Genomic DNA, 14,542 nt, shown 5'->3' on the forward strand with positions numbered 1-14,542 from the left:
TGAGTTCAAAAAAGGTTACAATTAATTTAAATTATTTTTACAAATTAATTGTTTGGCTGTTTTTTTTATCTTTTCCGATCTAATTTGAAAGCACTTCTTTAACCTCGATAGTCTCTTTTATAAAAACGGGTTTTCCTGAAGCAGAAAATCCTTCCAGTGTGATTTCAAATTTACCGGATACGTCTGAGGTATAAAATTGTATTTTCGAATTTGCATCACTTAAATCTACTTTAGGAACCCAAAGAAGCTGATGTCTGTAATCAGGAATTCTTTCATTTTTAGTGCTGGTATAATCAGGTTTAAAATAGTCTTTTTTAGACTGTGGTCTTAGAAGTTCAGGTCTTAAAATAAAACTGCCTTTAAGTTTGGTTTCGTAATCGCCATTTTTAGTTGTAAACGACACTAAACCGTTAAAAGATTTTGCGCCGTAATTGTAAATTCCTTTTACAACATTGATTTTATAGATGTTTTTCGGGTTGTATTGGAACAGTTCGTTTAGGTCTTCTATGATCAGTCCGTCTACGATTATTAAGGTAGGTAGGGCAGATTCGTAATTAGGATCGTAGTCGTAAACATGAATGGCATAGTTGTTTTTATCTTTTGAAAAATAGACGCCTTTCACAACTTCAGTTATCGTTTCTTCCATAGTTGCGAATCGTGTAAAAGCGTCCAGTTTAAACTCTTTTGATAAATTTTTGTAAAAAGGAATGGTATCCTTTGAGGCTAATATGCTGTCTTTTTTAAGATTGTAATAAGCGTTTTCTATTTGAGTAGAAATCAGTCTTTCTGAAATATTCTGTTTAAAGTCTGAATTGAACTGAAATTCCGGAAAGCTTAAATTTGAAAAATTGATATTTTTCGGTTTGTCCATTTCAATAGTATAATCCTGTTTGTTGTCTTCCAGAATTTGAACAATTACATTGGAGTTTGAGTTCGGCTTTTCCAGATTAAAAATAAAATTTCCTTCATTATCTGTTTTGGCAAGCTTCAATGTATAATTTTTGCCCACTATTGAAAGAGCTACTTTTTTATTTTTTATGTCAGCATTGCTGGATTGTATTTTTCCGGAAATTAGCTCACCACGTAATTCCGGCAATAGAAAATTAGGGTTTTTTATTTCTGTTTGAAGGATTTTAGAAGTATTGCCTCCACCAAGTTCTCCGAAATTGATTTTCGTTTGAGCTACAAAACCATCTGCTTTTCTTACTGAAAGCACATAATTTCCCTTTGTAAATTCATCAGAATTACTGATGATTTGCAACTCTGCCTGATCTCTGTTTTTGTAAGTTTTGCGTCTTAAATTAAAAGAGATGTCTTTGTTTGTTATCGTTTCGGGTAAAGTTACTTCTTTTTGAGAAACGGTATTTACAGGTTTATCCTTGTAAGGATTTAGGATATAAATGTCAATATTGCAATAATCTGAGACCTCTTTGTTCAACATCCAGTTGGTGTATCCTATAATTTTATAGTTTCCGGTTTCCAGAGTTGTTGGAATGAAAAAGTCGCTGCTGGCGGTTCCGTTTTCGAGAAACAATTTATGGGTAAGAACTGTTGTTTTGTTTTTGTCGACCAGCTGCAAGTAAGCAATTTTGCTATATTTCGACATTTCATTTGTTGATTTATTGACACAGAAAATCTTGTAGAACAAAGATTCTCCGGTGATATAGGAATTAGCGTTTGTACTGATGTAAATGGATTCCTTAAGGTTTTGATCTATTGTATTCAGTTCCGTTACGGCATTGTTCTTCTGAGCAAACAAAATTTGCTGAAAGCTCATTGCTATAGCTATGATGGTTATGTATTTTAGTCTATCCAAAATGATGGTTTTATGTTTGATGAAAATGAAGTGCAATCTCCGCATTCTACGGGATACAATAGATACTGAGGCGTTTCGTTAGGAAAATAAACTTTAATTCCTGATTTGATTAGGTCTAGGATATCATTCCCCTGACATTCGGCTGAAGAACTGAAACAATAATTAAAGTAAAATTGGTCTATTTCATTTTCAGGAACTGGAGAGGGACAATCATATTGATATTTAGGTATTGGTTCTTTTGGGAAAAGATCGGTAAAATTAAAAAAGAGTCTTTTTTCGGAATAGGAGGACACATTAAAGAATCCAATCACTTTTTCGCCTGGATTGTCAACAGGATTTATGTTTCCATAAAAAAAGCCGGGTTGGGTTTGTGATAGAATGCTCCCAATGTCAGAAATCTCTTTTAGGGTTTCGTAAAAAGTATGGGCAGCAAGATTCTGAACATATTGTTTGACTAATATGCTGTATCTGCTTCTGATGATCGGGTCTTTGCTGCTAATGAATTTAATTGGAAAATCAGTAACTCTGTCTTCACTTAACTGGTTCGTATTGGTTAGAATTAATTCATTAGATTTTTTATCGGAATAACAAATTCTAACTTCTGTTGTCCTGTCTTCAAATACAATTTGTCCTTTTGGATTGGAGCCTGGAGGAAAAAAGACAGCAACGGCTTTTTTAGAATAAACTTTAGGTGCAATTATTTTATACGTTTCGTCGTATTCGTATCTGTAGTATCGGGATTTGTTTGTGGGATCGTTGCTGTTTACAGTAATTTCAACTCCTAATACACCTTTTTTTGTTACTGCTTTTGCTTCTACTTTATCGATCTGAGTCTGTTGTGGCAATTTCTCTTCATTCGAGACGTAGCTTCTTCCGTTTTTTGTAAGGATATGCAATTGATAGGCTCTACCGGGACTGGCCTGAAATTGGTTTACGGAAATATAGGCCTCATTTTTTTCCTGAAAATCGTATTTATTACCCAGATCATCGGTAACATATACCACCGCTTTACTTTCAAAGGTTGGTTTCTTTCCGTCAAGTTTATACGTTCTGGACAATTTAATTTGATGGTTTTTATATTGATCAGTGATAGTGGCTTCTATTACCAGAGCATCTTCGAAGCCATTGGTTTGGTACGAATAGGGTGTAGTGCATCCCAATACAATTGAAAGAAGTATCGTTATAAGAAATCCGTAGTGTAAGATCTTTTTCATAATTTCTAAAATTTAAAATTATAGGTAATTGTTGGTATCGGAACAGAGAAAATAGAGGTTTGGTAGGCTTTTACCTGGCCTTCTTTTGTTACGAAAAAGATAGAATAAGGGTTATTACGTCCCAATACATTGTAAATGGAGATGTTCCAGAAACTGTGGGCTAATTTTTTTATTTTGTGATTGCCTTCAATATTCAATCCGATGTCTAATCTATAATAGTCCGGTATTCTGTATTTGTTACGATCGCTATACAGTGTGTATTCTGCACCATTATAATTGTACTTTCCGATTGGATAAGTTATAGGTCTTCCCGTTTGGTATACGAAATTGGAAGAAAAACTATAGCGGTGTGTAAATTTGTAATTCATGACAATACTTACATCATGCGGCTTATCGAAATTAGTTGGAAAGTAAGTGCTATTATTCACCTTTTCATCGTTAAACTTGCTGTCCAGTTTTATAAAGGTTCTGGAATAAGTGTACCCAAGCCAGCCATTAAGTCTTCCGGTTGATTTTTTTAGTAAAAACTCTACACCGTAAGCCTTTCCATTACCTTGAAGTAATTCCGTTTCAAGATCCTTGTTTAAAAGTAAGTTGGCTCCAACTTTGTAATCGAGTATATTTTTAGAAGTTTTGTAGTATCCTTCCAGGCTTAACTCAATATCTTTATAATCCAGTTTTTTGAAAATCCCAAGAGAATACTGTAATCCGCTTTGCGGTTTTACATTTAAGTCAGATAGCTTCCAGGTGTCTGTAGGCGATTGGGTTGTGTTGTTGGTTAACAAATGGATGTATTGGTAGTTTTTATCGAAACCGGCTTTTACAAATAGACTTTCATCAATTATATAGCGCAAAGCAAGCCTTGGTTCAAAACCTCCATAAGTCGTAATTACTTTATTATTGCCATACGTTTTTTCTTCTACAACTGTTGAAGGAGTCTTTGGGGCATCTTCTTTGTAAATTTTCTGCGTAGCTGCTCCTAAAGCCGCGTAGAAGGAATATCGTGCTCCGATATCTAATAATAGTTTCTCCGTAATTTTAAATTTATCAGAGAAAAACAATGCCGATTCCAGTCCCTTTTCGTCATCCACTTTTATAGGTGTCACTATCGAAGTTTCCCCATTTGGATTAAGTTCCCCGGGATTAACGCCGTATAATTTACTTGATATTCCGTAAGTAAATTTATGTTTACTGTTCAATTCGCTATTGAATTTAAGACTCGCCTGAGTTTCAGTTATTTTATATTTGAAAATAAAGGATTCAGGATTGACAGATTGATAATCAATACTGAATTTGTACTCGCTATTGGAGACATTAAATTCACTGTTGTTTTTCTCATTAAAAGCATGTTTCCATTTTAAAGAAATCAAACGGTTGCTGTATTGGTACAACGAGTCGGGAGTAATAGTGTATTTGTCTTTACTGTAATATGCGGTACCTTCAATAGTATTGTTTTGGTTTATTTTATGACTGTATTTTGCAAACAAATCATAAAAAGAGGCCTGACTGTTTTTGAGGTTTTCATCGTCTAAGCTTTTTAAAATCCAATCAGAATAAGTGGCTCTTCCTCCCAATAGTAAGCTTGCTTTTCCTTTTACAACGGGAATTGAAGCGGTCAGGTTACTCGTAACCGGACCAATTCCTCCTTCGCCCGAAAATTTCTCTGTGTTTCCGTTTTTAGAAGTAATGTCAAAAACCGATGACAATCTGCCGCCGAATTCTGACGGGATACCTCCTTTGTAAATATCAACTTTATTGATGGTGTAAGGGTTTAAGGAAGAGAAAAAACCAAAAAGATGAGCAGGGTTGTATATCGTTCCGTTGTCCAGTAACATTAGGTTTTGATCTTCTTTTCCTCCTCTTACATTAAATCCTGAAGAGCCTTCTCCTGCAGTTTTTATTCCGGGAATGGTGAGGGCAATTTTTAAGACGTCTCTTTCTCCCAGAACCAGAGGAACGGTTTTTACACCCTCAGCTTCAATTGTCGTAACTCCTGTTATGGCAGTTCTTATATTTTGACTGTTTTTTCCTTTTACCAAAACTTCTTTTAATTGATTTATTTTTTCAATTATCGGAAAATCCAAAGTACCATCACTGTAAATCATTATTTTACGGGCGGTATTATTGTACAATAACGATTCGATTTCGATTGTTGCCAATCCAACAGGTAGTTTTAGACTGTAAAATCCCTGAGCATTTGTAACGGTTGTTGCGGTGGTATTTTTTGCTTTTACCGTTATGTCAGCAAGAGGTTTACCGTCTTTTTGGTCCGTTATATAACCTGAAATGGTGTAAAAGTCAGTTTCAGAATCGATGGTTTCCTTTCCAATTAGTGCAATAGGAGCGGTCTGATCTGTTTTGCTCTTCTTTACAGAATCGTACTGTTGAAAAAAGATGGGAATATTGCCGGCCTTAATTTTATCATTTTGAAATTTGTCATAAATGATGCTGTTCTTGGTCAGAATGACTTTGTTTTTGGTTATAAAGAAATTCAGATCAGTGTCTTCAAAGATTTTGCTTAGTATATCCTGTATGGTTTTATTAGAGTAATCTCCGGATATTAATACGTTGTTATCTATCCATTCCTTTTGAAAGTAGAATTTGTAATTTGTCGAAGCCTCTATTTTTTTTAAAACTTCAACCCGATTGATGTTGCTGTAATTTATGGTGATCTTTTGATCTTGTGAATAAATGCATTGATTAAAACCGAAAAATAATAAAAGAAGGGTAAATATTCTCATTTGGATAATTGCTACAGATTTTAGTTATTTATGTACTTGAGGAGGTTTTTCATAAATAATGCAGCATCTTCTTTTCTGAGATTTCTATACATCAGATAAAAATCATTTATTTTTCTTTTATTCTCCTGGAATAAGGATATGATCTCTTTTTTATCATTTACAGGATAAAAATTGTTCTGCTTTAAAAGGATAAATTCTTTTCTGTCTGTATATCCTATTAAATCAACTTCGGCTTTATTGCTTTTTTTCTTCTCTTTAGAGTGTTTTATGTAAAGAATAAGATTGTTTCCTACCGGGATTTCTTCATAGTATCCTTTCCTGAAAGTGGTTGAATTCGGAATGTCTAAATGAACAAATTTATCATTGCCTATTTTAAAGGAACTGATGTTTTCGGTAAAGAGATTAATTTTAGTGGAGTTAAGTTCGCCATATGGTTTGATAATCAATTCATCGGTATAAGTATCGTAGTTGAGTAGCAGATCAGAATAATTTTGATTGTGATATTGCATACTTCCTTTTCTGAAATCTTCGGAAATGTAATACCGGTTCTCGTTGTTGACTGTTTTGTCGAAGTTTAAATGGGCGGGGCCATTTTCAAATTCTAACGATTCTACACCCAGATTTTTGTCAAACCAGTTGTATACTAGGATTTCGTTGTTGGTTTGCCCGTAAATTATGTATGCATTTAAGAATAAGGCCAATAAAATTATATATTGACCTTTTATTTGGTTTTTCTTCAAAGGATTGGTGGTTTTGATTTTTTGGTTTATAGCTCTTCAAAAATATCAAAAAAATATCAACAACAGTGGTGTTTTTGTTAAATTTTAATAAGGTTGTTATTTTTTGACTTAAAAAACGAGTGATTTATGCGGTATTATTGAGTTTGGAAACCTGTTTTGTCTTAAAATAAAAAAAAACACTCCAGCTTAAAAAGATTAAGCCAAAGTGTCTCGATAAAATTGGGGCAAAATTTATTTTTTAATCTGAAAAATCATCTGAGGTATCTAAAATGTCATCAAATATTTTTTTAAGCGATTTGATGTAGATCGGAAATGCGAAGGCTAACAAAAGATATTCGATTCTGAAAACCGTGATGTCGTCCAGAATTTTATATAAACAAGGAATGATAAAGAGAAGAGAGACAGTTACGCCAACCCAGGGGTTGTTTTTTATTTTTTTTAATATAGATAAAAGCTTCATGTCCGATGGTCTGTTTAATTCAATTCTCATTTAGATTTTATAATTTGGATTTCTTGGTGTAAAAGTAATTTCGATTTGCGGGAAGGAAATTAAAAATGTCATGAAAGCAGAATTTTTTGTCATGAAATTTTCTATAAACCCTGTAGTCGGGTATTCTTCTTTTAAAACAAAAAAATCCTCCCGGATAGAGAGGATTTGCTGAGCTTTTATTCTTTCGTCTTACTGTTGTTATGACAAAATATTCATCTTTTTTATAAAATCTTTGTAGGTATCGCTTAGATTTATTTTGTGATCACCTTTTAAAATAATGAGATTATCGGCCAGAATAATTTCTTCAATTTTATTCGTGTTTACGATTGTATTTCGATGTGTTTTTATAAATCTGTTTTTATCCAACAGATTGCTGATTTTGGTTAAAGAAATCAGAATGACAAATTTTTCTTTCTCGGTTATGATATTGCAATAACGTTCTTCAACATCAATATAAAGAATATCATTTAAGGCTACTTTTTTTAAGGAGTTCTTCTTTTTTATAAACAAGTAGTCGTTGCTAATCACAGTATCTTGCTCTTCAGTCTGAAAAACTTCGGTTTGAGCATAAAACTTTTCTACAGCCATTTCTATGGCATAAAGAATTTCCAGTTCATTAAAAGGTTTTAGTAAAAAGCTGAACGGTTTTGTAAGCTTGGCTTTTTCAAAAATCTGACGGTCTTGTGAGCTGGTTAAAAACACAAACGGTTTTGCTGCATTTGGAATAATGTTAATCGATTCAGCAAATGTGATTCCTTCCGGTTTCCCGTCTAAGAAAATATCAATAATTATAATGTCGATGGTATTTTCGTAAAAAAGTTTTAACGCATCAGCAAAATTAGTTGCTATGCCTACAACCTTATAATTGTTTTGGAGCAGTACTTTACGCAGAGCATCACTTTGTTCAGGGGTGTCTTCTATAATTAATACATGAATATTATCCATTGTTTTTTGTTTTTGGGAAAGTCAAAATCATTTTAGTTCCTATATTGAGTTCACTTTCTATGGCTAGTGTTCCGCCATTTTTTTTGATCATTTGTTTGCACAGCTGCAAACCTAAACCAGTACCGATAATTTCAGAGTTGTTTTTTTTGGCGAGTAAAGCATTGTCAGCGAGTAATTCCTGAATGGTACTTTCGCTCATTCCGATACCATTGTCCTGAATAATGAGTTCGCAAAAATCAGGGTTGGTTTCCTGAGTATAAAAGCTGATTTTGCTATTTTCATTCGAGAATTTAATAGCATTGTCCAATAAATTTCGAAGTACAATTTTTAACGAATCGAGGTCTACAAAGATAAAACTATTTTTTGAGACCGAATTTTCAAAAGTAATGGCTTTGTCCAGTAATAAAGGTTTGTAGTTGTGTTCAATTTGCTGAACGACAGAGTACAAGTGAATGGATTCTTTTTGAAAGTACAATTGTTTGGTTTGTAACATGGCCCAATGCAATAAATTGTCTAACAAAGTGTAAGCGCCATTTGCAATAGTACTGTTTTGAATGATGAGCTGGTTTAATTCATCGTAGTTTTTGGTTTCCAGTGTAGAAGATAATTTAGTGTTGCTGGTCTTCAAAGCATTTACAGACGAACGTAAATCATGACTCACAATTGAAAACAACTGATCTTTGGTAGCGTTTAATTCGTCAAGTTTATTTTTTTGACGTAAAATAGTCTTACCGTTTTTTACTTTTTGGGCGTAGAGATAAACCCCTGCCGTTAAAATCAATAATAAACCAACAGCAGCAAAAAACAAACCGTTACGCTGTGTGTTTTTTAGTTTGTTTTCGATTTCAAGTACTTTTATTTGTTTTTGCTTTTGGGCTACAGCAAACTTTTTCTCAAAGTCGGCAACGGCCCAGATTTTGTTTTGATTGTTGAGGGAGTCTTTCCATTGGGCAGACTCTTTTCTATATTCTAAAGCTTTTTTGTAATTTCCTCTGTTTTCTTCAACCATTGACATATTGAATGCGGTACTTTCTTTTTTATCGAAATCTTTTATTTTCTTAGAAAAGATATAGGCTTTCTTGAAATATAGTATAGCTTTTTCATCTTTATATTGTAAATAATATAGATTTGCAATATTTTGGTACAATAGCGTAAGTGAAAGAGGGTCGTTTTCTTTCTCGTTTATTTCTTTACTTTTAAATAGGTATTCTTCACTTTTGTTAAATTGATTAAGATGTAGATAACAAACTCCCAGATTTTCATAAATAGAACTTATTCGATAATCTAAACTTTTATTTGTTATTAGAAATTTTTCTACTTTCGAAAAATAGTAGATTGCTTTTTCGAATTCTTTCAATTCGAGCGAAACCTGACCTAAAACCTTATTTACTAGTGGGTAAAATGCAAAACTTTCAGAAATTAAATTCATTTCAGCTTTAGCTTCTTTAAAAAGTTTTAAGTTTTTAAATGAATATCCTCTTAAATAGTGGCAATAATCGGTTAATTCCTTATTCCTACTTGAGCTTAATTGTTTCATTGAATACACTAAAGTAGAGTCCCATTTTTTGTTTATAAAGAAATATTGAGCTTTGTTGAAATTGGTTTCTTTTTTAAATTGGGACGCCTTTATTTTAAGCACTTCGTTAAAATTACTAGTACTTGATTGTATTCTGGCGTGAGATGATATAGAGAATAAACACAGAACCGAAATGATGATAATTTTAAGTTTGTGCATTTTTCGATAATATTGGTTTTGTATAATAAAAAGAGAAAGGTATGGTGTGTTAAATTTATTTATTACACCATACCTTTTTATGTTCTAATCTGCAACTCCAGTTTTAGTTCCTCTAGAAGTTTCAGGGTCCAGATTTCGTAAATAAGATGTAACAGATGTAATTTGGCTAATTCTGTCAGAAATATAATCGATTTCAATATACCAAACATCATAGGTATCTGGTGTGCTTTCATCCCATGTATAGTCAAAATAGACTTCGATATTAGTATCGTTTTCTATTAGTGTACCAACTGATGGGGCAGCTGAATCCTTAGAGTTGATGTAAACGGTAGCACAGATTTTTAAAGTAAGGATTCCTTGATTTCTGTAAAGCTGTGCTGAAGCTAAAGGTGGAATTGGGAAAGTAAGGTTGCTTTTGTCTGAAAATACAAAATCTTGCTGATTAATTCTTGTGATTTGGGTAACGTTGAAGTTCATAGTGGTGTTTTAAGGATTATTAATCTGTTTTTTTGGTGTGTTAAAGATATTTTATTTTCACATATAAATGTAAGGTTTGTCGTGTTTTTTTGTGATTTTTCTAGTAACCAAGGCAAATTTTAGTTAGAAAATGCCATAAAAACGAAAAACCCCAATTCAAATGCATGAATTGGGGTTTTCTATGAATAAACCTTTAGTAAACTAAGATCTGATTACTCTTTTTTCTCCTCACGTGGAGGTCTTTGTAAAAGTGCTTTTCTTGACACTTTTTCTTTTTTAGTTTTTGGATCAACACCTAAGTATTTTACTTGGAATACGTCACCCATGTTTACAACATCAGTTACGTTTTCAGTGCGTTCCCATGCTAATTCAGAAACGTGTAATAAAACTTCATTTCCTGGTGCAGCAGTATATTCAACTACAGCTCCAAAATCTAACATTTTAATTACTTTTACTTCGTAAGCTTCTCCCATTTGTGGTTTGAAGGTAATTGACTTAATTTTTGCCAATACCGCTTCAATTCCGGCAGGATCTGTACCTAAGATTTCGATTACACCTTGTTCGTCAACTTCGTTGATTACAATAGTAGTTCCCGTAGCTTTTTGTAATTCCTGAATTACTTTTCCACCAGGTCCGATCAATGCTCCAATAAAGTTTCCAGGAATAGTTCTGGTAATGATTTTTGGTGCATGTGCTTTAACGTCAGCTCTTGGTGTAGCGATAGTTTCGGTTAATTTACCTAAGATATGTAAACGTCCATCACGAGCCTGGCTTAAAGCCTGCTCCATAATGTCGTAACGTAAACCGTCAATTTTGATATCCATTTGACAAGCAGTGATACCATCAGCAGTTCCGGTTACTTTAAAGTCCATATCTCCTAAGTGATCTTCATCTCCTAAAATATCTGATAATACAGCAAATTTCTCACCATCAGTAATTAATCCCATAGCAATTCCGGAAACCGGTTTTACCATTTGAACTCCTGCATCCATCAAAGCCATTGTTCCGGCACAAACGGTTGCCATAGAAGAAGAACCGTTAGATTCTAATACTTCAGAAACCACACGAATAGTGTAAGGACAATCTGCTGGAATCATGTTTTTCAAAGCTCTCTGAGCTAAGTTACCGTGACCTACTTCTCTTCTTGAAGTTCCTCTTAGAGGTTTTGCTTCACCAGTTGAGAAAGGAGGGAAGTTATAGTGTAAATAGAATTTCTCTTCACCTTGTTCAGATGGAGAATCAATTTGATTTGCTTCTCTTGAAGTTCCTAAAGTTACTGTAGCCAACGCCTGAGTTTCTCCACGTGTAAACAATGAAGATCCGTGAACTCTTGGTAAATAATCCGTTTCACACCAGATTGGTCTGATATCTGTTGTTTTTCTTCCGTCTAAACGAACGCCTAATTCTAAAACTACATTACGAACAGCTTCTTTGTTTGTTTTGTAAAAGTATTTAGAAACTAAATCACCATCAGCAGCCAATTCTTCTTCAGTAAACAAAGCTTTTACTTCTTCTTTTACTTCAGCAAATGCAGCACCTCTTTCGTGTTTAGCGGAACCAACTTTTGCAATAGCATAAATTTTATCGTATGCTGCAGCTTTTACTTTTTTGTAAATTTCTTCGTTTTCTTTCTCACCTTCGTAAGTACGAATTTCTTTTTTCCCAAAAGCAGCCTGCAAACGCAATTGCGCCTGAATTTGAACTTTAATAGCTTCGTGAGCAAATTTAATAGCTTCGATCATTTCGGCTTCCGAAATTTCTTTCATTTCACCTTCAACCATTGCCACAGAATCCATAGAAGCTCCAATCATCATATCGATATCGGATTTCTCTAATTCTTCTCTGCTTGGGTTGATGACCAGTTTTCCGTCGATACGTGCAACACGTACTTCAGAAATTAAGTTATAAAAAGGGATATCTGAAACAGCTAACGCTGCAGATGCCGCTAAACCAGCTAAAGCGTCCGGCATAACCTCTTCGTCATGAGACATTAATTGAATCATAACCTGAGTTTCAGCATGGTAATTGTCTGGGAAAAGCGGACGTAGAACACGGTCAACTAATCTCATTGTCAATACTTCGCTATCACTTGGACGAGCTTCTCTTTTAAAGAAACCACCTGGAAAACGACCTGCTGCTGCAAATTTTTCGCGATAATCTACCGTTAAAGGTAAAAAATCAACGCCCGGGTTTGAAGTGCGAGCTGAAACTGCTGTTGCAAGAATCATCGTATCGCCCATTCTTACTACTACAGAACCGTCTGCTTGTTTGGCTAAACGTCCTGTCTCGATTGTGATGCTTCTGCCATCACCTAAATCGATTTTTTCTACAAATAATTGTGGAATCATAATTTTTCCTTTTTGATTATACAATGGGTTTTAGTTGTGTTGTAGTTGTTGTTGTGTGTAGTTATTGTTCTAAAACCCAATGAAAAACCAAACTTTTTTTCTTATAAAATGCTTGTAATGTAAAAACAAAAAGAGGCACTCTCGCACCTCTTTTCTATATTGATTATTTTCTGATATTCAATACTTTGATAATCTCACGATATCTGTTGATCTCTTTCTTTTTCAAGTAGTCCAACAAAGCTCTTCTCTTACCTACTAATAGTACAAGTGAACGCTCAGTGTTGTAATCGTGACGATTTTTTTTCAAGTGTTCAGTTAAGTGTGAAATTCTGTAAGTGAACAATGCAATCTGACCTTCTGCGCTTCCAGTGTTTGTTGCACCACCGTGTTGTGCGAAAATCTCTTCTTTCTTTTCTTTAGTTAAATACATTCCAATATTGTTTAATGATTTTTATGTATGTCATACAACTTTTGTAAGACGGGTGCAAAATTAGATTAAAAAAACAAAAAAATCAAACAAAAATAAAAGAATCTCAAAAAGAACAGTAATTTTTGTTTTCGAACAATTTGCGGCCTTAATTTGTTTTACTTGTATGTTACTGTTAAAGGTATAGAGTAATTGACTCTAACAGGGATGCCTCTTTGTTGGCCAGGAATCCAATTTTCATAACTGGTAATGACTCTCATGGCTTCTTCATCCAGGCCATACCCTAGTGGTTTTAGTATTTTGGGTTCAGTTATTTTACCATCTTTTTCAATTACAAATTGAATTATTAATCGTCCGCTTATTTTATTGGCAACTGCTTCTTTTGTTTTTGAAAAATTTGCCCCTATGAAATTGTAAAAATCTTGTATTCCCTTTTTAGGTAATGGTCTTGATTCAAGAATGTTATATTGTGTTTCTATACCGTTATTATCTGTGCTTTTGCCAGAAATAAATGTTCCTTCTTTGTAAATGTCATCATACTGATGGCCGGTATTTTTATTTATTATTTTCCATTCGCCATCCTTGAATCCATTTTTTAAGCTTCCTTTTGATGAAAAAGGCTCACCATTTTCTTCATATGTTCCATTTCCATTTATGACTTTATGCTTATTGTTAACATCCCAAAAGTCATAAATCTTCATTTCAGAACTAATTCCTTTTTTAGATTCAATATATTCGCCTTTTAATAGAGGGTTTCCATTTTCATACCATTCTGAAATATTTCCGTTTAATCTTGATTTAATATAGTTCTCTGTCCTTCTTTTCTTTCCATTTTCGTAGTAGTGAATGTATTCTCCTTCTCTTGAGCTTCCATCTTTTGTTTTAGAATTCCCTTCCATTTGCAATACTCCGGATTTATAGTAGTTTTTAATTTGATACAAATCTTTGTCGGTGTAATAATCTTTGATTATTGTATAAAAAGCATGGTCTTCTTTTGACGCGTCTTTTCCAATCGAATCACGATAAATGATTTTGTCTGAAGAATTCTGTGAAAAGAGGAATATGGGAAATAATGCTAAAGCAATGAAAATTTTTTTTCTCATAAATTGATTTGGCTAATTGTATTTTGAGTTTCTTAGTACAGTTTGGCAACTTCCTGATTTACGAATTCTAAAAATCGTTCGTCAGCTTCTGTAAACGGATCTATAACATGACTGTCGATATCAATCTGACCAATATTTACTCCATCAACAAATAACGGAACAACAATTTCAGATTTAACAGTAAAGCTGCAGGCAATATAATTGTCCTGCGCTGCAACATCCGGCACTACAAAATTGGTGTTACTTTCGGCTACCTGACCGCAGATTCCTTTACCGAAAGGAATAACGGTATGATCTGTTTCAGCTCCAACATACGGGCCTAAGTGTAAGGTTTTGTTCTCGTGATTAGCAAAATAAAAACCAACCCAATTATAGTATTCGATATTCTCGTTTAATAACTGGCAGATTGCTAATAATTTTTCGTCTCTAACTAATACAGTGTCAGATACAATAGCGCTTATTTTTGGTTGTAATTCTTGGAATGTCATAATGTTAAGATTTTATAC

The 14,542-nt window shown here is 33.6% G+C and carries 12 protein-coding genes; all 12 read right to left on the reverse strand.

Annotation, left to right across the window (positions count from 1 at the left end):
* Positions 1-79: 79 nt before the first annotated feature.
* Positions 80-1,816 carry a hypothetical protein gene (locus tag JO950_RS00840; protein WP_202700630.1) on the reverse strand — a complete coding sequence of 579 codons (1,737 nt, stop codon included), beginning with the start codon at positions 1,814-1,816 and terminating at the stop codon, positions 80-82.
* Entirely contained in the window at positions 1,804-3,030 is a 1,227-nt protein-coding gene (locus JO950_RS00845; RefSeq protein WP_202700631.1) for a DUF4249 domain-containing protein, read from the reverse strand. Before JO950_RS00845 ends, JO950_RS00840 begins: the two co-directional genes overlap by 13 nt.
* A 5-nt stretch (positions 3,031-3,035) precedes the next feature.
* On the reverse strand, positions 3,036-5,771 hold the full coding sequence (locus tag JO950_RS00850; RefSeq protein WP_202700632.1) for a carboxypeptidase-like regulatory domain-containing protein: 2,736 nt from the start codon (positions 5,769-5,771) through the stop codon (positions 3,036-3,038).
* A 20-nt stretch (positions 5,772-5,791) separates the two neighbouring features.
* On the reverse strand, positions 5,792-6,511 hold the full coding sequence (locus tag JO950_RS00855) for a hypothetical protein (RefSeq protein ID WP_202700633.1): 720 nt from the start codon (positions 6,509-6,511) through the stop codon (positions 5,792-5,794).
* A 238-nt stretch (positions 6,512-6,749) separates the two neighbouring features.
* A complete protein-coding gene (locus JO950_RS00860) occupies positions 6,750-7,001 on the reverse strand; it encodes a hypothetical protein (protein ID WP_202700634.1) in 252 nt (83 codons plus the stop codon).
* A 198-nt stretch (positions 7,002-7,199) separates the two neighbouring features.
* Positions 7,200-7,946, reverse strand: a complete 747-nt coding sequence (locus JO950_RS00865; RefSeq protein ID WP_017494813.1) for a LytTR family DNA-binding domain-containing protein — start codon at positions 7,944-7,946, stop codon at positions 7,200-7,202.
* Entirely contained in the window at positions 7,939-9,681 is a 1,743-nt protein-coding gene (locus tag JO950_RS00870) for a tetratricopeptide repeat-containing sensor histidine kinase (RefSeq protein WP_237732249.1), read from the reverse strand. Before JO950_RS00870 ends, JO950_RS00865 begins: the two co-directional genes overlap by 8 nt.
* Positions 9,682-9,765: 84 nt before the next feature.
* Positions 9,766-10,158, reverse strand: a complete 393-nt coding sequence (locus JO950_RS00875; RefSeq protein WP_202700635.1) for a hypothetical protein — start codon at positions 10,156-10,158, stop codon at positions 9,766-9,768.
* Positions 10,159-10,370: 212 nt separating this feature from the next.
* Complete coding sequence (locus JO950_RS00880; protein WP_202700636.1) at positions 10,371-12,506, reverse strand: polyribonucleotide nucleotidyltransferase; 2,136 nt, start codon at positions 12,504-12,506, stop codon at positions 10,371-10,373.
* Positions 12,507-12,669: 163 nt separating this feature from the next.
* Positions 12,670-12,936: a 30S ribosomal protein S15 gene (gene rpsO, locus JO950_RS00885; protein ID WP_007804772.1), complete on the reverse strand. Its 267-nt coding sequence runs from the start codon at positions 12,934-12,936 to the stop codon at positions 12,670-12,672.
* A gap of 155 nt (positions 12,937-13,091) precedes the next feature.
* Positions 13,092-14,036 carry an energy transducer TonB gene (locus JO950_RS00890; protein ID WP_202700637.1) on the reverse strand — a complete coding sequence of 315 codons (945 nt, stop codon included), beginning with the start codon at positions 14,034-14,036 and terminating at the stop codon, positions 13,092-13,094.
* A gap of 32 nt (positions 14,037-14,068) precedes the next feature.
* A complete protein-coding gene (locus JO950_RS00895; protein WP_202700638.1) occupies positions 14,069-14,524 on the reverse strand; it encodes a GAF domain-containing protein in 456 nt (151 codons plus the stop codon).
* Positions 14,525-14,542: the final 18 nt, after the last annotated feature.

Source organism: Flavobacterium sp. UGB4466, assembly GCF_903469665.1.
GTDB classification, from domain to species: Bacteria; Bacteroidota; Bacteroidia; order Flavobacteriales; family Flavobacteriaceae; genus Flavobacterium; species Flavobacterium lipolyticum.